This window comes from Clostridium sp. 7_2_43FAA (assembly GCF_000158375.2).
GTDB classification, from domain to species: domain Bacteria; phylum Bacillota; class Clostridia; order Clostridiales; family Clostridiaceae; genus Clostridium; species Clostridium tertium.
The window spans coordinates 92088-112717 of the sequence record NZ_JH815221.1 but is presented as its reverse complement, the minus strand read 5'-3'; the positions used below and the strand labels follow the sequence as shown (position 1 = coordinate 112717).

20 protein-coding genes and 1 riboswitch are annotated in these 20630 nt (G+C 27.5%); of the genes, 2 read left to right on the top strand and 18 right to left on the bottom strand.

Annotation, left to right across the window (positions count from 1 at the left end):
- Positions 1–200: 200 nt before the first annotated feature.
- The 8 genes from ugpC to CSBG_RS01215 all read right to left on the bottom strand — a co-directional run bounded on the left by ugpC (position 201) and on the right by CSBG_RS01215 (position 9480).
- Positions 201–1310, bottom strand: coding sequence for a sn-glycerol-3-phosphate ABC transporter ATP-binding protein UgpC (ugpC, locus tag CSBG_RS01250; RefSeq protein WP_008676385.1), 1110 nt, complete (start codon positions 1308–1310; stop codon positions 201–203).
- 24 nt (positions 1311–1334) lie between these two features.
- Positions 1335–1811 carry a hypothetical protein gene (locus CSBG_RS01245; RefSeq protein ID WP_008676384.1) on the bottom strand — a complete coding sequence of 159 codons (477 nt, stop codon included), beginning with the start codon at positions 1809–1811 and terminating at the stop codon, positions 1335–1337.
- A 262-nt stretch (positions 1812–2073) separates the two neighbouring features.
- Entirely contained in the window at positions 2074–4173 is a 2100-nt protein-coding gene (locus tag CSBG_RS01240) for an AAA family ATPase (RefSeq protein ID WP_008676383.1), read from the bottom strand.
- A 98-nt stretch (positions 4174–4271) separates the two neighbouring features.
- Entirely contained in the window at positions 4272–6188 is a 1917-nt protein-coding gene (gene ftsH / locus CSBG_RS01235; RefSeq protein WP_008676382.1) for an ATP-dependent zinc metalloprotease FtsH, read from the bottom strand.
- A gap of 22 nt (positions 6189–6210) precedes the next feature.
- A complete protein-coding gene (gene lepB, locus CSBG_RS01230) occupies positions 6211–6780 on the bottom strand; it encodes a signal peptidase I (protein WP_008676379.1) in 570 nt (189 codons plus the stop codon).
- Positions 6777–7001 (bottom strand): DUF3006 domain-containing protein, encoded by a 225-nt coding sequence (locus CSBG_RS01225; protein ID WP_008676377.1) that lies wholly within the window; start codon positions 6999–7001, stop codon positions 6777–6779. Before CSBG_RS01225 ends, lepB begins: the two co-directional genes overlap by 4 nt.
- Positions 7002–7137: 136 nt before the next feature.
- Complete coding sequence (gene lysA / locus CSBG_RS01220; protein WP_008676375.1) at positions 7138–8430, bottom strand: diaminopimelate decarboxylase; 1293 nt, start codon at positions 8428–8430, stop codon at positions 7138–7140.
- 133 nt (positions 8431–8563) lie between these two features.
- Positions 8564–8732, bottom strand: a riboswitch (Lysine riboswitch).
- 70 nt (positions 8733–8802) lie between these two features.
- Positions 8803–9480, bottom strand: coding sequence for a hydrolase (locus CSBG_RS01215; RefSeq protein WP_008676374.1), 678 nt, complete (start codon positions 9478–9480; stop codon positions 8803–8805).
- Positions 9481–9706: 226 nt separating this feature from the next.
- On the opposite strand from CSBG_RS01215, the gene CSBG_RS01210 reads away from it, so the two are divergent.
- Together CSBG_RS01210 and CSBG_RS01205 are read left to right on the top strand one after the other, a co-directional pair.
- Complete coding sequence (locus CSBG_RS01210) at positions 9707–10903, top strand: DUF1576 domain-containing protein (RefSeq protein WP_051005269.1); 1197 nt, start codon at positions 9707–9709, stop codon at positions 10901–10903.
- Between the two features lie 3 nt (positions 10904–10906).
- Positions 10907–11251 (top strand): hypothetical protein, encoded by a 345-nt coding sequence (locus CSBG_RS01205; protein ID WP_008676371.1) that lies wholly within the window; start codon positions 10907–10909, stop codon positions 11249–11251.
- On the opposite strand, the gene CSBG_RS01200 is transcribed toward CSBG_RS01205, so the two are convergent.
- The 10 genes from CSBG_RS01200 to rbr all read right to left on the bottom strand — a co-directional run bounded on the left by CSBG_RS01200 (position 11219) and on the right by rbr (position 20434).
- A complete protein-coding gene (locus tag CSBG_RS01200) occupies positions 11219–11773 on the bottom strand; it encodes a peptidoglycan recognition family protein (protein ID WP_008676370.1) in 555 nt (184 codons plus the stop codon). The two genes, CSBG_RS01205 and CSBG_RS01200, sit on opposite strands and share 33 nt — an antisense overlap.
- A 117-nt stretch (positions 11774–11890) precedes the next feature.
- Positions 11891–12394, bottom strand: coding sequence for an NUDIX domain-containing protein (locus CSBG_RS01195; RefSeq protein WP_008676369.1), 504 nt, complete (start codon positions 12392–12394; stop codon positions 11891–11893).
- Between the two features lie 121 nt (positions 12395–12515).
- On the bottom strand, positions 12516–13211 hold the full coding sequence (gene sfsA / locus CSBG_RS01190) for a DNA/RNA nuclease SfsA (protein ID WP_008676364.1): 696 nt from the start codon (positions 13209–13211) through the stop codon (positions 12516–12518).
- A gap of 791 nt (positions 13212–14002) precedes the next feature.
- Positions 14003–14182 (bottom strand): hypothetical protein, encoded by a 180-nt coding sequence (locus CSBG_RS01185; RefSeq protein WP_008676362.1) that lies wholly within the window; start codon positions 14180–14182, stop codon positions 14003–14005.
- Between the two features lie 209 nt (positions 14183–14391).
- Complete coding sequence (locus CSBG_RS01180) at positions 14392–14691, bottom strand: DUF3892 domain-containing protein (RefSeq protein ID WP_008676360.1); 300 nt, start codon at positions 14689–14691, stop codon at positions 14392–14394.
- A gap of 72 nt (positions 14692–14763) precedes the next feature.
- The gene (locus CSBG_RS01175; RefSeq protein ID WP_008676358.1) at positions 14764–15204 is read right to left on the bottom strand and encodes a hypothetical protein; all 441 of its coding nucleotides are present in this window, start codon (positions 15202–15204) and stop codon (positions 14764–14766) included.
- A gap of 109 nt (positions 15205–15313) precedes the next feature.
- Positions 15314–17020 (bottom strand): methyl-accepting chemotaxis protein, encoded by a 1707-nt coding sequence (locus tag CSBG_RS01170; protein ID WP_008676356.1) that lies wholly within the window; start codon positions 17018–17020, stop codon positions 15314–15316.
- 66 nt (positions 17021–17086) lie between these two features.
- Positions 17087–17683, bottom strand: a complete 597-nt coding sequence (locus CSBG_RS01165) for a response regulator (protein WP_008676353.1) — start codon at positions 17681–17683, stop codon at positions 17087–17089.
- 23 nt (positions 17684–17706) lie between these two features.
- A complete protein-coding gene (locus CSBG_RS01160) occupies positions 17707–19533 on the bottom strand; it encodes an ATP-binding protein (RefSeq protein ID WP_008676351.1) in 1827 nt (608 codons plus the stop codon).
- 313 nt (positions 19534–19846) lie between these two features.
- Positions 19847–20434 carry a rubrerythrin gene (rbr, locus tag CSBG_RS01155; protein WP_008676349.1) on the bottom strand — a complete coding sequence of 196 codons (588 nt, stop codon included), beginning with the start codon at positions 20432–20434 and terminating at the stop codon, positions 19847–19849.
- Positions 20435–20630: the final 196 nt, after the last annotated feature.

Sequence of the window (20630 nt, the reverse complement as noted above, 5' to 3'; positions counted from 1 at the left end):
GTATAATAGATAAACTATATATAATAGTTAATATAATTATATGATAATTATTGAGGCTATTACTTTATTTTCAATTTTATTATCTTCACTAAACTCCTCCCATTTATCTTTATAAATTATTTAACAGGCTTAAGGATTTTATTGTCCTTAAGCCTGTTATTTCTAATTACTATATAATATTTTATACTTAATAATTTGTACTAGAATATTGTATTTTGTTCTTCTTTATCAAAAATGTGTATCTTATTAGGATCAAATCCAAATTCTATTGGATCTCCAATCTTATAATCAGCGCCTGTTCTAGATTTTATTATAAAGTTTGCTCCATCCTTTTTAACGTGGATATATGTTTCTGCACCTAGATTTTCTTTTAAATCAACTTCACCTTTAAAAGTAACTACTCCTGAAGCAGCTAACTCTTCTTTTGAATGATAGATATTTTCAGGTCTTACACCAACTATAACTTCTATGTTTTCAGCATTCTTTTCTTTTACTATCTTAGCTTTTTCAGCTGGAATTTCAATTAACTTATCAAATACCTTAACATAGTTTTTTCCATCTTTAACAAGGTTTTGTCCATATGTCATATTCATTTGAGGACTTCCTATAAATCCTGCAACGAAAAGATTAGCTGGATGGTTATAAATTTCAGTTGGTGAAGCAACTTGTTGAATAACTCCATCCTTCATAACAACTATTCTTGTTCCTAAAGTCATAGCTTCTGTTTGATCATGTGTTACATATATAAATGTAGTATTTAATTTATTATATAATTTTGAAATTTCTATTCTCATTTGAACTCTTAACTTAGCATCAAGGTTTGATAAAGGTTCGTCCATTAAGAATACTTTAGGACTTCTAACTATAGCTCTTCCCATAGCAACTCTTTGTCTTTGTCCACCTGATAAAGCTTTTGGCTTTCTATCTAAAAGATGTTCTATATCTAATATCTTTGCTGCTTCTCTAACTTTATCATCTATTTCTTGCTTTGGTAATTTTCTAAGCTTTAGTCCAAATGCCATATTTTCATATACTGTCATATGAGGATATAATGCATAGTTTTGGAAAACCATCGCTATATCTCTATCTTTTGGAGCTACATCATTTACTAACTTATCGTCAATGTATAATTCTCCTCCAGATATTTCTTCCAATCCAGCAATCATTCTTAATGTAGTTGACTTACCACATCCTGATGGTCCAACGAATACTATAAATTCTCTGTCCTCAATGTCTAAATTAAAATCTTGAACTGCCTTAAATCCATTTTCATATACTTTTTGAATATTTTTTAAACTTAAACCTGCCATAACTTTCTCCTCCAAATTTATATATTAATAAAATGCTAATGGATTAACTCTTTTAATTAAATTTGTTAAATTTTCATCCATTGCCAATTGAAACCCTACAACACCTTGAGATGTTTTTGTCATATAAACCATGTCTTTTAATCCAGCCTCTTCTAAATAGGCTTTTATAATTTTACTATTACTCTTTTCAAGTCTTTCTGGACTTTTAACACTTGATATTTCTCTGATATTAAAGCTTCCTATTTGTTTTCTTTTACTCTTATTCATTATTTTGAATATAACTAGCTCATCTGCTGTAAGCTCATATTCATACTCAACTATAAGATTTCTAGATAAAATAAAGATTACTAAGTATATTAGACCAAAAGCTACTGCAAATACTAAATTTAACATTGTTGCAAACAATATTGCAATAACTAGTGAAACCTTAGATAAAATATTTAGTATCTTTTCTAAACTTCCGTAATCTTTAGTCTGAAACTGTTCATAAAAGCACTCCACACCCTAACCCCCTTGTTGAATATCGTTTACAAAGATCTTATGATTTTATTATAGTATCTTTTTTTTTAATTTCAATGTTATTAACTTCAATATACACTTTTCTTAAATTATGACTAATAAAAAATTAAATATATTGTGAAATTTCACAAATAAACTTTTTTAATCTAAAGCTTAAAAAAGAAAAAAAGGACTGTCGCATAAGCTCGATAGCTTTCTACGATAGCTCCTTTTTTAAATTATATTCATATTAGTTATATAAAATTTATCTTACTTTAACAACTGACAATCTATGCAATGCTCTAGTACACATTATATATTTAATTAAATTATCAGTATTTTCATCAAAATCAACAATTATTACGGCGTCAAATTCTAACCCCTTAGCATAATAAGATGGTATTAATACCTTTCCACCCTTATACACTACATCTTCACCACTGAATGCCAATATATTTGTATACTTTTTAAGTCCTGGAGATATAAGATTTAATTCTTCCTTATCCTTTGTTATTATGGCTATATTTTCATACTTTTCTTCTTGATAGTCTTCTAATAAATTTAATATTACATCTATTAAATCGTCCTTATCATCTTTTGGTACTATTGTTTCTAATACATCAAATTCACCTTTTCTTACAAATGGAACAACTGCATTTTCATCTAAAAGCTTACTTGCATATTCCATTATTTGATAAGTTGATCTATAACTCTTCTTCAGTTCAAATAAACTAAAAAACCCACCAAAAGTTTCTTTTAGCTTAAGCATAGCTGGTACTTCTTCTGCCTTTATAAGTCTTTGGTTTGAGTCTCCAACTATAGTATAACTTCTACATCCTGTTAACTCCTTCAAAACTAAGAACTGTAACATGTTGTAATCTTGAGCTTCGTCAATAACTATATGTTTTATTTCTGTATTAGCTTTCTTTCCATCTAATTTTATCATTAAGTATAAAATACCCGCTAAATCTAAATATGAAAGAGTTTCGATATTCATAAATTCTTTATATATATCTATGCTCCCTTCATTTTCTATCCATTTTTCTATTTCTGATTTAGATTTCATAACTTCTTTTACTATATCTCTTATAGCAATTCTTCTTCTAAATTCAATATTGTTTTCTTCAATTACCAATTCATCTGCAGATAGCTTTGATTTTTCTTCTTGTGCCTTTAGATTAATTTCCCTTACTTTTTCATCTCTTTTATCTTTTATTTTTGAAAATAATATTCTCTTTATCTTTTGACTTCTTCTAAATATAGGCATATATTTATAGTGCTTCTCAAAAAGCTCTTCTATTTCATCTATAGATACAATTTCTTCATTCAAAAATCTTACTGATTCTATTTTAAAATAATTATCTTCTATATCTTCTATTTTTTTATCTAATGCTTCTATAAATTTATTTGATGACTTATATTTTATATCTGAAATTACATCTTCATTACCTTTTAGTACTTCTTCTAAATAAGATGTTATATCTCTTACAGGTTCATTTAAGCCTATTTCTTTATATGCAAAAGATAAAAATGTTTCATTAATAACTGCTGTTTCTCCTAAATTAGGTAACACCTCTGAAATGTAATCCATGAATATGTCATTTGGTCCTAAAATAAGAACTTTATCTGTTAATTGTTCTCTAAAATTATATAAAAGATATGCAATTCTATGAAGAGCTATAGTAGTTTTTCCTGAACCTGCAACTCCATTTACAACCACAACTTTATTTCTATCAGCTCTTATTATTTCATCTTGTTCTTTTTGTATCGTATTTACAATATCCTTAAGCTTTTCTCCCGAATTAGATGATAGAACCATTTGTAGTATTTCATCCTGTATATTTATATCAGAATCAAAATATCCTTCTAATTTAGCCTTTTTTATAATTAATTGTCTTCTTGATAATATATCTACTGGTATTTCTCCTTGTGGACTTTTATAACTGGTTTCTCCAAGCATTCCTTTATAAAATAAAGATGCAACCGGTGCTCTCCAATCCACTATTACAGGATCATAACTTCCTTCTGGAGTCAATCCATATCTACCTATATATAGCTCTTCTGAATATCCATCATCTACAAAACCAACTTTTCCAAAGTATGGAGACTCTTTAAGTTTAACAAATTCACCTAACTTTTTATCTATCATTTTATATGACTCTTCTTTGATATATCTTTCATGATCAAAGTATTCCATTAACTTATCTTCATCATCTCTATATTCCTCTATATATTTTTTTCTGTAATCAAGTATATATTCTGAAATGCTTTTTCTCTTATCTATATATTTTAAGGTTTCTTCATTAAGAATATTTAATGTATTTTTTAAGTTTTCATATTCTTTTAATAATTCTATTTTATCCAAGAGCTGATCCCCCTTTGATTTTAAATTTATATTATTAAGAAAGAGTGTAACAATAAATCATGTACACCCTCTCATTAATTTATCCATTTTTCGTTATTTTAAACTTCTGTTATTTCTTCTACTTCTATAACTTCACTTGAATCTTCAATCTTTTTCTTTTTCTTATCTCTTAGTTCTGGATATTTATCATAAACAAATTCCATGAATTCATCACCGAATATCGTTTCTTTTTCTAATAAATATTCTGAAATTTTATCAAGTAAATCTCTATTTTCACTTAATAACTTTCTAGTATTTTCATGACAAGTTTTTATTATTTTTAATATTTCTTCATCTACTAAAGTTGAGGTTTCATCACTACATTCTCTTACAGCTCTTCCATCTAAATATCTATTTTGAACAGACTCTAAAGCCATCATATCAAATTTATCTGTCATTCCATAAATAGTAACCATACTTCTAGCTGTTTGTGTAGCTCTCTCTATATCATTAGAAGCACCTGTTGAAACCAAGTTAAATACTTCCTCTTCCGCCGATCTACCACCTAGCATAACCATTATTTGACTTGTCAATTCATCTCTTGATACTAAGTATTTTTCTTCTTCTGGTAATTGCATTGTATATCCTAACGCTCCCATAGTTCTAGGAACAATAGTTATCTTATGAACTGGATCTGTTTTATCTAATAATGCAGCAACAAGTGCATGACCTACTTCATGGAATGCAACTACTCTCTTTTCCATAGGAGATAGAATTCTATCCTTCTTTTCCTTACCTGCTATTATAACTTCTACAGCTTCCCTTAAATCTTCCTGCATTACAAATTCTCTACCATGCTTTACAGCTCTTAAAGCTGCTTCATTTACTATATTAGCAAGATCTGCTCCTACTGCTCCAGGAGTACTTTTTGCAATTTCTTCTAGATTTACATCATCTCCAAGTTTTACTCCTTTGGAGTGAACTTTTAATATGTCTATTCTTCCTTTTAAATCCGGTCTATCTACTATTACTCTTCTATCAAATCTTCCAGGTCTTAATAATGCTTTATCTAATATTTCTGGTCTATTTGTAGCTGCTAAAACAACTATTGCTTTAGTTGAATCAAATCCATCCATTTGTGTTAATAATTGATTTAGTGTTTGTTCTCTTTCATCATTAGTTTGAAGCTGAGAATCTCTACTTTTACCTATAGAATCTACTTCATCAATAAAGATGATACATGGAGCATTTTTTTCTGCCTCTTGGAAAAGATCTCTTACTTTTGCTGCTCCCATCCCTGCAAACATCTCTACAAAGTTTGAACCTGATATTGATAGAAATGGAACATTTGCTTCACCAGCTACTGCTTTTGCTAATAATGTCTTTCCTGTTCCTGGTGGACCAACTAAAAGTGCTCCTTTAGGAAGCTTAGCACCTATTTCTGTGTACTTACTAGCATTATTTAAATAATCTATTATTTCTTTTAATGATTCTTTAGCTTCATCTTGACCTGCAACATCATCAAAAGTTATTTTTATATCATTTTCTTTATATATTTTAGCATTACTTTTTCCCATTCCCATCCCCATCATAGGAGATGAACCCATTTTCTTACCAATTCTTCCGGCTAAAAATCTAAATATAGAGAAAAGTATTAGCGGCATTATTATCCAGCTAAAAATAAATTCTGCTATAAAATTATTTTGTACTGGTTCTCCTTTAAACTCTACTCCTGATTCATTTAAAATATTTATTAAATTAGGATCATCAACATTACCAGTAAACAATACCTTTCCTGTACTCTTATTATTCTCATCGATTTTAGGTAATATTTTTATCTCTGTAGATGAAATTATAACACTTTCTACTTGCTTATCTTCTACCATATTTAAAAATTCATTATAACTTATTTCTTGGGTAGTCATAAAATTTTTAGTTGAAGTAAAAGCGTATAAAAATAGAAATGCCATTACTGCATAGAATAAAGTATGCTGCTTTCTATTATTATTATTTTCTTCTGTATTTTTATTTCCCATAGCTCTTCCTTTCTTTGTATCTTTATTTTATTTTACCAATTTGATCAAAGGGATACACTTTTATTTGAGCCTTACCACTTATGTCTTCACCATCAATATATGGATTAATCCAATATCTTGAGTCCTTTGACCAAAGTCTATTATCTCCTAAAAAGAAGTACTTTCCTTCTGGTACTTCATACTCTCCATTAAAATTGTCTTCAGCACCTATATAATTTTCTTGTAATTCTTCTCCATTTACAAATACTTTACCATTTTCTATCTTTATTTTATCTCCTGGTAATCCTATTAATCTTTTAATTAATGAATCTTGAAGTTCTTCTGAGTGGAATACTATAATATCCCCTCGTTTAAGCTTTTCTAAATTATATACTCTTGTAACAAAAAGTCTATCTCCAACATTTAATGTAGGTACCATTGATTCTGATGGAATTAAAACTTTGAATAATAAGAACTTATTTATAAGGAAAGCTAATATTATCGCTGAAATTATTGGAATTCCCCATTCAGTAATAAAACTTTTCTTAGAATTACTATCTTTCTTACCTTCTTCTATATCAATTCCTTCATTTACATTATTACTCTCACTCATTCTTCCCATAATCCTTTCATAATAGTATTAATGTTTTCACGTCTTAATTTGGTAGCTTCTTCATCTATAAAATAAAAGTCATCTTTCTTAAATAAAATATCTCCTTCTTTTGCATTCCCTATTATATCACTTCTTTTAACACTAATTAATTCATTGGATTCAATTTCCAATATAGCATAATCTCTCTCGAATCTATCTACTATGTATTCTCTTTTCTCCATAATAATACTGTTATTACTCACCTCTCTTTTTTTAGCTTATATTCTAGTATATCATATTTATTGAAAATTTAAATAGAGTATATATTATTAAAAATAGGGCAAATGAATTTCATTTACCCTATTCTTTATTCTAAAATCATATTTCATTAATTAATAATTCTTCATAACTTTGTCTTTTACATACAACCTTTGCTTCACCATTCCTTACAAATACTACTGCTGGTCTTAAATTTTTATTATATCCACTAGACATAGAAAATCCATAAGCTCCAGTTGATAGAACTGCAAGTATATCTCCACTTTCTGCTTCTTGAAGATTTATATCTTGTAATAAAATATCTCCTGATTCACAGCACTTGCCAGCTACTGTAACCTTACTCTCTATATTTCCGCTCGCCTTATTAGCTATTAAGGCCTCATATTTTGCTTCATATAAAGCTGGCCTTATATTATCTGTCATTCCACCATCTATAGCTAAATATTTTCTAACACCTGGTATCTCCTTTATTGACCCTATAGTATATAATGTTGTTCCTGCATTAGCTACAATTGACCTTCCTGGCTCTATTGTTAAGATAGGTTTTTTAAGTGATAATTTATTACATACTTCATTAACTCTATTTAATATAATATCACAATATTCTTTTGTTTCTTTTGGTTTATCTCCTTCTGAATAATAAATACCAAAGCCTCCACCTAAATCTAACTCTTCAATCATATGACCTGTTTCTTGTCTTATATTATTTATAAAGTTTATCATTACTTCAGCAGCATCAGCAAATGGCTCTGTTTCAAATATTTGTGATCCTATATGACAATGAAGACCTACTAATTCTATATTTTCTAATTCTAAAGCTTTTTTTATAGCATCCATGATTATATTACCTACTGGTGCAAACCCAAACTTTGAATCTATCTGACCAGTTTTAATATACTCATGAGTATGAGCTTCTATTCCTGGTGTAAGTCTTAAATAAACCTTTTGAACCTTATTATACTTTTCAGATATCTCATTTATCTTTATCATTTCCCATAGATTATCTACTATAAACCTTCCTACTCCTAGTTTAATTCCAAACTCTATTTCTTCTAAAGTTTTATTGTTTCCATGAAAATATATTTTCTCCATAGGAAAGTTAGCCTTATATGCTGTATATAGTTCACCACCAGAAACAACATCTAAATAAAGTCCTTCGCGATCTATAAGTCTACACATTTCTAATGTCAAAAAAGCTTTCCCTGCAAAAGCTACTCTATTATTTTCAGAATTAACTTTAAAGTATTTTACATAATCTCTACAATTATCTATTAGAAGCTGTTCATCCATTACATATAACGGAGTCCCATAATCTTTTGCTAAATCCTTTGCCTTTATGCCCCCAATAATTAAATTATTTCCTTCTATTTTACTTGCCCCAAAAAGTATCATATAATCTCCTCCAAAATATACTTGTATGAATTATAAAACAAAACCACTATGGCTTTTCCATAGTGGTAGATTTTCTTAAGTGAAATTAAAGGCTATAGGTATATTTAGCATATAATAATAAAATTTATAATTATTGCCTTGTAGCCCTCCACTTACGTGACAGTGATACATATATTATATGTATCCCCAGAAATAAATCATTGCAATGATATATTTCTTCGGCTGTTAATCCTTTCTTTATAATTCATCACTTTGCAAAGCTCATTATAAATACTATTAATAACAGCACCTCTACCTTGGTCATTAGTCTTATATATTATTATACACCTTTTCTCTTATTATTCTATATTTTTATTGATTAAATATTTTAACTTAGTTTAGATCTCTATATTTGTCCATTAGACTTCCCATCACATCACCAGATGGTGGTGGAGTATATGTTATTGCATTAGCTCCTGCCTCTATAGTTCTCATTATAGTTTCCTCTGTCGGTCCACCTGTAGCTATTATAGGAAAAGCCGGAAATTGCTCTCTTATCTTCCTTACAATGTTTGGTGTATTTTTACCTCCAGAAACATTTAGTATTGTTGCTCCAGCTTCAATTCTTTCAGCAACATTTTCACATTCTGAAACTACAGTAACTATTACCGGTATATCTATCGTTTCTCGTATTTTTCTTATAATATCATTTGCCGTAGGAGCATTCACAACTACCCCCATTGCCCCTTTAAATTCTGCATCCAAAGCCAAATTAACTACTCTTTTCCCTTGAGTTATTCCTCCACCTACCCCACAAAATACAGGTACATCTGCTGCCATAACTAAGGCTTGTGTTATAAGTGGTTGAGGAGTAAAGGGATATACTGCTATTATAGCATCGGCATTGGTATTTCTTATAATGGCAACATCTGTAGTAAATAATAAAGATTTTATTCTTTTTCCAAATATTTTTATTCCACTGCAATCTCTTATGCAAGAAGGAACTTCTATTACATGACTTCTTAATAATCCTTTTATCTCTGGTACCTGTTTAATTTTTTTCCCATCCATACCAAACTCCTCCTATATTATATTTAACTCTAATTATTTTTAAGCTATAATTATATTATACTACCTTAAACATATATTAAGATATACATAACTAAATAATTTTATTAGATTAAATTATTTTTATCAATATATTTTTTTTTAAATTTATAATATAAATAATAATTTTTGAGAGGTGATTTATATAAAAAAGAGGAGATTTTATCCCCCCTATGTAGTTTTATTAATAATGTATTTATTTTTTATCTTTGTCGCACTAATATTAGATTCCCCCATTGAAATATTTCATGGATTAAAAAAAATAATTTTAAGTCCAGATATTTTAATAACTGATTATGTTGAAATTGGTGGAATTGGTGCATCTTTATTTAATTCTGCTTTGACCAGTATTCTATCTATGTTAATTTTGATATTTATAGGTGTAAAGCCTAATGGATCAACTATCATGTCATTATGGCTAATGACTGGTTTTTCCTTCTTCGGCAAAAATTTATTAAATATATGGCCAATAATAATAGGTGTTTATCTTTATTCAAAATATCAAAAAGAACCTTTTCTTAATTATAGCTTAGTGGCACTACTTTCAACCACATTAGCTCCAACTGTAAGTCAGCTTAGTTTTACAGATAACTTTTCAACTTTATCTGGAATATTGCTAGGCCATGGAATAGGTATACTTACTGGATTTATGTTGGCCCCCATAGCTTCTCACTGTATTAAATCTCATAATGGATATAATTTATATAATGTAGGTTTCGCTGCCGGATTATTTGCTACACTCTTAATGTCTATATTACGTGCTGTAGGAATAGAGTTTGAAACTAGAATGGTCTGGAATACTGAATCAAATTATATTTTATCCATCTTTTTATTTATAATTTCTCTATATTTGATTATACTTGGCTTACTTCACAATCCTGATCCTAAAGAAAAACTAGGTATATTATTTAAACAACCAGGTAGGTTAGTTAGCGATTTTTATTTACTATTTGGAGATACTTGTTATATTAATATGGGTATCCTTGGATTTTTATCAACCTTCCTTGTAATACTTCTAAATGGTGATTTAAACGGACCAACCATTTCTGGTATTTTCACTATAATTGGATTCGGAGCCTTTGGTAAGCACATAAGAAATGTAATTCCTATTATATTAGGTGCTCTACTAGGAGCCTTAATAAATATTAATCCTATTAATTCCCCGTCATTAATATTATCTATTTTATTTTCAACAGCACTTGCACCTATAGCAGGGAAATTTGGTTTTAATATAGGTATATTAGCTGGATTCTTACATGTAAATATGGTTACTAATATAGGATACCTTCATGGTGGTCTTAATTTATATAATAATGGTTTAGCTGCTGGATTCGTTGCAATGCTTTTAATTCCAGTTGTTACTACCTTTAAAAAGGAGAATATTTAAAACATGAAGTTTAAATTTGAGAAAAACCTGAGAATAATTAATGAAATAATGACTTATCTTCACAAATTAGGAGCTAATGATATTAATGTAACATTTCATACAGAAGATAATTCTAGTTCATTCCTTATTTGGGGGCATATTAAAGAAATTGATGATATTGAATTATATAATTTAAAAAAGATACTAAATACTAATCGTCAACATGAAGTTGAAGAATATTATTGGAACTTAGGTGGCGAATGTGAACTAGAAGGGGAACTTTCCTTAGTTGGAATGATGATAGATAAAGCTGAAATAAGTTATAATGATAGTATTTTATCTATTAAAATATATAGAGCTGATTATTAAACATTTTATAACTAAAAGACAGTAAATACCTAAATTCGTTTTAATTTCCTCAAAAGGAAAGTTTTTTCCTGGACACTCTGTATTTCTTACATCTTTGTGCCTTTTTAAATCTTTAATATTATATTTTTCCATTAGGTATTTTGATAACTCAATGATACTGCTCATTTGACTCTGAGTTAAATTTTCGCTATTTAAATTACCTTCCACAGCTATTCCAAATGCTCTACTATTTACGCCTGGCGCATGTGCACCTACTGAATTTTCTGGTCTTCCTCTGTATATCATACCATCTTTTCTTATATAAAAGTGATATCCTATTCCAGACCACCCTCTTCCTTTATGGATTTCATCTATCTTTTGAGGTGTCATATTATTATCCGCAGTATGATGATAAACTATTATGCTAGGATTAAAATCAAAGTTTAGAGGTAAAGCCCATTTGTATTCTACTTCATTGATCTTAAATTCTCTATACAAAGCTTCATTTTCAAACCCCTTTAACTTATTTGCTTTAAACTTCATTACTTCTCCTAATTTATTGCTATATTTAAATTGTATGTTAACTATTTTTATTTTGTTAATAAACAAATAGTAGATAGATTTTAACTTAATAAATCTATCTACTATTTCCATAATCATTTATATACCATTAGATTTCCTTATCTCCAATACCCTTTTTACAACTTTGGTTCCAATTATATCTTCTTTCATTTCATCTAATGCATCTGCTAACTTACTCCATCCCATGCCTTCTACTTCATCTGATTTATTAATTTTACCAGAAACAAAGTCAGCCATGAATGTTATCATTAAAATTTCTTTATCTTTAACATAATCAGAACCTACATATGTAATATTGTTTATATCAATTCCAGCCTCTTCTTTCACTTCCCTATAAACTGCTTCTTCTGCTGTCTCATTATTATCTACGTATCCAGTTAACAATACCTTAGAATTTTTATATATATAACTTTGCTTTAATAATAATATTTCATCGTCTTTAATTATTGCTACCATTATACATGGCTTTGGAGTATCAAAAAACATCACATCATCATGGGGACAATATGGTACCCCGCCTTCATCCCAACTATACTTTTCCTCTAATCCTCTACCACATAAAGGACAAAACTTGTACTTCATAATACACCTCTTAATTAACTAAATAACTATTTCTCTAAATAACAACTTTCTTTAAATATTATTCATTAATTATATATTTGAATTAAATATATAATTTTTTAACTTCTCTCTTATATAGTGATTATAATATTATATCAATTTTTTTATTTATTTCAATTCCATCTTTTTCAACTTTACAATTATATGCCATTATATCAACATTATTTTCTTTTGCTAATCTTAATGCATTTCCAAATTCCGGGTCAGTTATGTCATTAGGTGAAAATGTCTTAACATTATCTAATTGAATCAAAAATAAAATACCAGCACCAAATCCTTGTCTTTTCGCTTCTATAAGCTCTAATATATGTCTTGCACCTCTTTCTGTAGGAGCGTCTGGAAATCTACAATGTCCACTATCTTCTAAAGTTACACCTTTTACTTCTAAATAATATACTTCACTCTCGCCCTCTGTGGACAACTTAAAATCAAATCTGCTTTTTCCAAAAGTTTTCTCTCTATTAATTTTAGTATATTTATGTAAAGTATCAATCTTTTTATTATTTAAAGCTTCATTAACAACCTTATTAGGTACTTGGGAATCTATACTAATTAATATGTCATCTTTCATTGCTGCAATTAAATCATATTTTGTTTTTCTGCTCGGATTTAATTCTTCTCTTAAAAATACTTTTGTTCCTTCCTTCAATATCTCTCTACATCTCCCTGTATTAGGAACATGAACTACTATCTCTTCTCCATTTAATATAACATTTGCATTAAATCTATTAGGTCTACTTTTAAATATTGCTTCATATATATTTTTATTGTATTTCATATTTTTCTCCTTAAATAAAATTATAACCAATTTTTTCAACATTTTTTTCATATATTTTATCCACAGTTCTCATAAAATCATAAGTTGTCCACAGGCTAAATTTTAAAAACACCTATTTTTCCTATATTTATAGTATTATTTTAACATTATCCACAGTTTTTATCCACATTTTGTACAAACTGTGCATAACTATATTTTATTATCCAAATCTTAAAAATATTACCTATTACATTCTACTACATATATTAGTGTTCTTCATCAAAAATCATCATATTGTTACAAACATATATTCTTTACATATATATTGTGTCAATACCTTTTTAAAAAGTTTTCAACAGTTTTTCCAAGTTGTCCACATTTTGTGGATAACTTTCCACAGTTTTAACACTTTTCCACTTATTAATATGTACTTATCAACACCTTAAATTCTTCTTAAAGTTTTTTAGCTCACTGTATTGTATATTTATATACCTTAGACTTAATGTATAAAATAACATATAAAAAATTAATTGAACTTTTTTTAGTTAAATCATTGATATTGTTAGTTAGAGAGTTTCTTATTAGTACTCAAGATACATTTATAGATACATTAAAACAAAAAATATTTCTTTACCATTTGTAAATGGATCAATAAAAGCTAGTATAAAGACTATTAATGAAGATTTAAACTTATCATATTAAATATTATTACTGAAATTAATATAAATAAAATGACAGTAGGAAGATTTGTATAAGACACTTCTCCCTACTGTCATTCTTATCTAACTTATTATCTTTATACTTTAAATTACTTATTTTGTAACATAACCATTTTTATAATATGACACCAAATATTGAATTGCCAATACAAATGGTCCAACTAATGCTGTTATTACAGCCCAAATTAATTTATTTTGACCTTTTTCTTCTGCCAGTTTATATGATGCAAATACTGATGCTATTAATAATAAAATAACCATAATTTTATTCATTTTCTCCCCTATAATTAATTACTTTCCTTGCTCAATTTAATTCTACATAATTAATATATTATTTTCAATAAAACTATATTTGCAAAAGGTAAACTCTTTGTGAATAAGTAACTTAATATTCATTTTTAATATTAATCATTTTATTTATTAATTAAATAAAAATAAAGTAAGATATAAAAATATATAAAATTCTTATATCTTACTTTAAATTACTCTACTGTTGGTAATGAACTTAAATTGTTATTTTCACTTTGATCTGGAAGACTTCTTAAGTATTCTTCACCTTTTTTGGAAACTCCAACCCCTACCCCAGATATTTGACCATTTTTAGCCATTTGAACGCCTTCTTCTTTTGATACTCGTTCACCATTTGAAAGCTCATACCCTACTACTTCTCCAGATTTCTTAATCAAAGCCTTAATTGATTCTGCATCACTATTTGGTGTTGCTACTTCTTTATTAATATTTATTGGCAATCTTCCAATCATTCCATCATTTTCTTTATTCATAATAACACCTCCAATTGGTTATAGTGTTATTTTATCCATTAGAAATTCTTTAATACAAATCTATTTGCATTTTTATTTTAAAATATTCTCTGCCTGTTCCTTTAATAATTCTATATTATTATCTGCATCCACAGTTGTAAAATCATATACATCTTTAAAGTTATAAAAATAATTTGCAATTGCAATCCTCTTAGATCTAGGAATACTTAATTCAGAAGCTAGATTCTCCAAGAAATCCACCTCTTCATCTTCATACTCACCATCAACCAACGCTAATCCAACTAATTCAAAATATACAATTACTTTTACCCTATCATTCGATTTCTTTATTAAGTCTAAAACTTCACCATACTTCATATGATGTACTTCTGAACCACTTAATTCTAATTCTTCCTTATACTCTTCTAATAAAACTTTTTCTTCTTTAGCAAATTTATTGTCTACATCAGCAAAAATAGAAACTAAATTTATAAAAGCTATAGACTCTTCTTTATTTAACTCTTTTAAAAACATCTTATTGTTCCCTCCCTAAATTACACTTTCCATTTAACAAAATTATCCTTTATTAAATTATATATAACTTTTAATATATTTAAAATATATTACATCTAATTATCTATTATTATATTTTAAATTTTTGTATCATTACATTTAATACCTCAGCTAATTCTGATTGATTTTGAGCCAATTTTGTTACTTCATCTATTGCTGATGTAGAATCATTTATATTAATAACTATTTCTTGAGAAGTAGCTGATGATTCTTCTGCTGTAGCTGATACTGTTTCTATTGCATTACTTACCTGATTTAAGTTCTCCAACATAAATTTTGTAGCTTCTGCAATATCACTTGCCATATTACTTATTAAATAAGTATCTTTTTCATAATTTTCAGCTGTATCTATTAATAATTCATAATCAGGATACACATTATATTCTATAAAATCTAAAATATCATTTGCATTAGTGGCAATGTTAGTAAATGCATTTTGAACTTGTACAATAATAGACTGTATTTTAGATACAGTTAAAGCTGATTCTTCTGCAAGCTTTCTAACTTCATCAGCTACTACTGCAAATCCTCTTCCCTGTTCGCCAGCCCTAGCAGCTTCTATACTTGCATTAAGTGCTAATAAGTTAGTTTGTTCAGTTATATTAGCTATTGCTTCTGCCATCACTTTTATTTCCTTTACAACTTCTCCTGCTCTCATAGCCTCTGTTATACTGCTTAATTTATCATTATAAATTGATTTTGCATTATCTACAGATTTCAAACCTTTTTCCTTAACTTGCATTGCACGACTTTTTATTTCTTTTACAGAAATATCTGATTTTTTAGCTTTATTATATAGTTCTTCAGCAGTTATAGTAATTTCTTGAGTAGATGCATTTATCTCTTCTGTAGTTGAACTTAATTGCTCTATTCCTTGTGATATCTGTTCTGCAGCTTCATTTATATTCATGATTTTTGCCATAGCTTCTTCAGTTACTGTAGATAACTCTTCGCTTGAAGAAGTTATATTTTTTGATTCCTCATTAATTTCATAGACTAATTCTCTTATTGCTTCTTTTGAAGAGTTTAATGATTTTATCGCTGTTCCTATTTCATCATTCTTATTACTCTCTATTGAATAATTAAGATTTCCTTTACTTAATTCATTAGATAATAATAATATCTTTTTTAATTGCTTAACTAAAGTATTTGTTATAATCCATATTAATAAAATTGCTATTACTAAATTTATTATTATTATAGTAATTAATAATCTATTAGAAGAGTTATATGTATTCATACTTTCATAATAATCTTCTTCAACAAGTTTATTCTTTATTGATATACTTTTCTTTAAAATCAATTCCATTTGTTCTCTTATCGAATTCACTTCAATAATTACATCTTTTGCTATATCATAATCATTATTCTTTACTAAATTTATTACATTCTCTCTCTTAGCTTCATATTCAGATAAATATTTTTCAAATTTTTCAAAGTTATCTTTATCTTCTTCTAATGTTATTGTTGTTTTATAATCTTTAACTAAATTTTTAATTTCTTCATTATTTTTATTAATCTCATTTTCAGTTAAAATTATCTCTTCTTTATTACTTACGTCTAGCAGCATTAGTATATCTGCTTTGATTTCTAAAAGATTGTTATTTATTAAAAGTAGATCATTAGCACCTTTAAAATCATCTTCCGCAATCACTTTTAAATTATCTTTTATCTTAGTCATATTAGTATATCCGATAAACCATATAACACTCATCATTATTAGCATAAAAGTAAATCCCAAAACTACCTTGTGAGATATCTTTAATCTCTTTAACATTTCACTCCTCCATGTCCATTTCCTATTTCAATCTTCAATTCTTTAATTAAATAAATCTTCAATTCTTTAATTAAATAAGTTATATATATCTTGAAATCTTCGCTCTTCTACTTTATTTCCAATTAATCCGTTAAATTGACTTATCATTAAATATACTTCCTTATTATATGGATCCATTCCTATTACTTTCTTTAATAATTCATGTATTTTATTGTGTTTATCCATATCATTTTGATCTAAAAGCCGTCTCGCTTCAGCCATAATTAAATCTATATTACTTTCATTCTTGTTAGGTATACTTTTGCTTTCTATTTCATCTAACACAATATTTATTCTGTCAGGTGAAAAAGGCTTTTGAAGATATACTACCGCACCTAACTTAGTGCATTCTATTGCATTCTTTACTGTTGCAAAAGCTGTCATTATAACAACAGGGCAACTCATTCTTGACTCTTTAATATTCTTTAATACCTCAGTTCCACTTATTCCTGGCATTCTAATATCTAAAAATATTAAGTCTATTGCTTCATTTGTATTATTTATTATATTTAATGCTTCTAATCCATTATCCGCTGTGATTACCTCGTAACCTCTTAATTCTAAACAAGTACTTAATAATATTCTTATATTCTTTGTATCATCAATTACCAAAACTCTTTTCATATGATCACTCCTAAATTACTTCTCTAAGATAGTGGAATAGTAAATATAAATTTACTTCCATACCCAACCTCGCTCTCACACCATATTTTTCCCCCATGTATCTCTACAATCTCTTTTGCTATAGATAGCCCTAATCCTGTGCTCTCTTCTGGTATTTCAAATCCTTCTACTCTAACAAATCTCTCAAATACCTTTTCTAAATAATTACTTGGAATTCCTCTTCCTGTATCTGTCACAGATACCAATATATCATTTTCTTTAATATATCCATCTATTTTTATAGAACCCCGTTCTGTATATCTAACAGCATTGGATAGTAAGTTATTCAATACCCACTTTATTTTTTCTTCATCCATCATAACCTCTGGCAATCGTTCTTCTAAACTTAATTTTAATTCTATTTCCTTTTCTTTTGCCAGAGGAATAAAATTATACAAGCAACTTTTTATTAATTCTTTAATGTCACTTTTCTTGATATTAAAAGAAGTCTTATTTGATTGAATATGGGATATCTTTAATAAATTTGATACTAGATCATTTAATTTTTGTACATCTTCCTTTATAGTTTCTACAATATCTCTTTGCTTATCATTTAAAGAGCCTATATTTTTATCATTTATAAGTCCAACTCCCATCATTATTGATGTCAATGGTGTTTTTAATTCATGAGATATTGTTCCAATAAAGTCTGCTTTTATAATTTCTAATTCCTTTAATCCAGTTATATTCTTAAATAATACTACTACCCCATCAATTTTTTCTTCTGATCCTTTAATTATAGTTGAAGTTATATTGAAAAAATATTTTTTATTATTTCTTTTTATTTCAATTAATTCCTCTCTATTTTCATTATCCTTATTAACAGATTCCGTTATATATTTGTAAACCTTAGATAAATTTATAACTTCAGAGAAACTTTTATCAATACAGCTCTCTTCATCAATATTAAAGAAAATTTTTCCTTCATCATTTATAAATTTAATTCTAAACGCATCATCCAGTAATATTATCGGGTCTGATATACTTTTAATTATACTTAAAGATCTATTTTTCTCAGCAATTAGATTACCTTCTGTGCTCTTTTCAAAATCATATAATCTATTTGTCATATTATTAAATTCTTTTGCTAAAAGCCCTATTTCGTCATCATAAATTACAGGTGCCTGCTTATTTAAATTTCCTTCTTTTACAGACTTTATCGCATTTATTAAAAGATGTATTGGATTAAAGTATCTATTGGTAAAGAACATAGCTATAGCTCCACCAATTATCGCTCCTCCAAGTGATATAAATATAATAAAATATATTGATGATTCTGAACTACTTCTAAGATCTCCTTCTTTATTAAGCATAATATCTTCATTTAATTCAAATAAACTTTTCAAGCTTTCATTTAACAAATCTATTTGTGGGGATATTTTTTGATAATAAATTTCAACTAATTCATCATGATTTTGACCATTATTATAATCCTGTAATCCTGAAAATAACTTACTAAATTCTATATATTGAGAATTTATTCTATCTACTAATTCCAACTCTCCAGGCTCTGTTATATTACTTTTTTCAATATAAAACCATTTATAAAATTCATCATCATTTGTATGAAATAAATTTAAGGCTTGATCTTTATTTCCTTGTAAGTATATTAATATTGCCCTATCCTGATTATTAATACAATCAATCATTTTATTACTTGTATTAATGCTTTTATAATTATTAGTAATTAATCCATTTATAGAGTTATTAATATTATACATATTGATAGCCGAAGAAAATCCAACCAAAATAATTATTACTACAAGGATAATGTATATAATTGAAAATCTTTTCTTTAAAGAGTTCATCATAATTTCAACCTTCCAATTCAAAAATATTGTTCTTTGATTATATTAATTATACATAATACATAAATATATATTCCACAATTATTTTTTCTTTTACAAAAATTGATGCATATAATCTAATTATTCTATTACCCTATTATTGTGAATAAAAACTTATAAGTGCCACCTTACAGTCTTAATTAAAGAATGTATAAAATGAACCCGATTTTTTAAAAACTTAGCTATTAAATAGCATATATAATTACACTTTTAAGATTTTATTTTTTATACATAAAGAGCTTAGGAATATTAATTCCTAAGCTCTTACATAATACTTTTAATAGTTTTCTACAAATACTTCAAAGTATCCTTGCGGATGTAAACATGCTGGACATACCTGTGGAGCTTCTTCACCTTCAAAGATATATCCACAGTTATTGCATTTCCATAAAACTGGCTCGTCCTTCTTGAATACTTTTCCTTCTTCAATATTCTTTAATAACTTATTGTATCTTCTTTCATGTCTATTTTCTACTTCTGTTATTCTTTCATATGCTACTGCTATAGCTGGGAAACCTTCTTCCCTTGCTACTCTTGCAAATTCAGGATAATCATGAGACCATTCTTCATGTTCACCTTTTGCTGCTGCTCTTAAATTTTTTGCTGTATCATCATATAAATCTACTGGGTAAGCAGCATTAATTTCTATAGCTTCTCCAGCAAAATCATCCTTTAAAAATTTATAAAATCTTTTTGCATGTTCTTTTTCTTGCTCTGCAGTTTCCATAAATATGTTTGCAATTTGAACGTATCCTTGTTTTCTTGCTACGCTTGCATAATACGTATATCTAGTTCTTGCTTGCGATTCTCCAGCGAACGATTTCATTAAGTTTTCTGCTGTTTTAGTTCCATTTAAACTCTTCATACTATCTACTCCCTATCTTATAAATTTAGTTATTCAACCATACTTACATTATATTGCATATATAGAAAATTGGCAAATTTGGTAATTAATAAATAACTTATTTTTGTTTTTTCTAAATATTCCTTTATTTTTATTCTTTTCTAATTTAACCCACTATTATAACCAAAAAGAACATTTTTATTAAATATATATAAAA

Coding starts and splice junctions, on each gene's coding strand:
- ftsH (WP_008676382.1), bottom strand. CDS start 6,188: ATGGGAAATAAAAATACAGAAGAAAATAATAATAATAGAAAGCAGCAT.
- CSBG_RS01210 (WP_051005269.1), top strand. CDS start 9,707: ATGTATTTATTTTTTATCTTTGTCGCACTAATATTAGATTCCCCCATT.
- CSBG_RS01160 (WP_008676351.1), bottom strand. CDS start 19,533: ATGATGAACTCTTTAAAGAAAAGATTTTCAATTATATACATTATCCTT.
- CSBG_RS01195 (WP_008676369.1), bottom strand. CDS start 12,394: ATGAAGTACAAGTTTTGTCCTTTATGTGGTAGAGGATTAGAGGAAAAG.
- CSBG_RS01175 (WP_008676358.1), bottom strand. CDS start 15,204: ATGTTTTTAAAAGAGTTAAATAAAGAAGAGTCTATAGCTTTTATAAAT.
- CSBG_RS01225 (WP_008676377.1), bottom strand. CDS start 7,001: ATGGAGAAAAGAGAATACATAGTAGATAGATTCGAGAGAGATTATGCT.
- sfsA (WP_008676364.1), bottom strand. CDS start 13,211: ATGAAATACAATAAAAATATATATGAAGCAATATTTAAAAGTAGACCT.
- CSBG_RS01205 (WP_008676371.1), top strand. CDS start 10,907: ATGAAGTTTAAATTTGAGAAAAACCTGAGAATAATTAATGAAATAATG.
- CSBG_RS01170 (WP_008676356.1), bottom strand. CDS start 17,020: ATGTTAAAGAGATTAAAGATATCTCACAAGGTAGTTTTGGGATTTACT.
- lysA (WP_008676375.1), bottom strand. CDS start 8,430: ATGATACTTTTTGGGGCAAGTAAAATAGAAGGAAATAATTTAATTATT.
- CSBG_RS01215 (WP_008676374.1), bottom strand. CDS start 9,480: ATGGATGGGAAAAAAATTAAACAGGTACCAGAGATAAAAGGATTATTA.
- ugpC (WP_008676385.1), bottom strand. CDS start 1,310: ATGGCAGGTTTAAGTTTAAAAAATATTCAAAAAGTATATGAAAATGGA.
- CSBG_RS01200 (WP_008676370.1), bottom strand. CDS start 11,773: ATGAAGTTTAAAGCAAATAAGTTAAAGGGGTTTGAAAATGAAGCTTTG.
- CSBG_RS01185 (WP_008676362.1), bottom strand. CDS start 14,182: ATGAATAAAATTATGGTTATTTTATTATTAATAGCATCAGTATTTGCA.
- CSBG_RS01180 (WP_008676360.1), bottom strand. CDS start 14,691: ATGAATAAAGAAAATGATGGAATGATTGGAAGATTGCCAATAAATATT.
- CSBG_RS01165 (WP_008676353.1), bottom strand. CDS start 17,683: ATGAAAAGAGTTTTGGTAATTGATGATACAAAGAATATAAGAATATTA.
- lepB (WP_008676379.1), bottom strand. CDS start 6,780: ATGAGTGAGAGTAATAATGTAAATGAAGGAATTGATATAGAAGAAGGT.
- rbr (WP_008676349.1), bottom strand. CDS start 20,434: ATGAAGAGTTTAAATGGAACTAAAACAGCAGAAAACTTAATGAAATCG.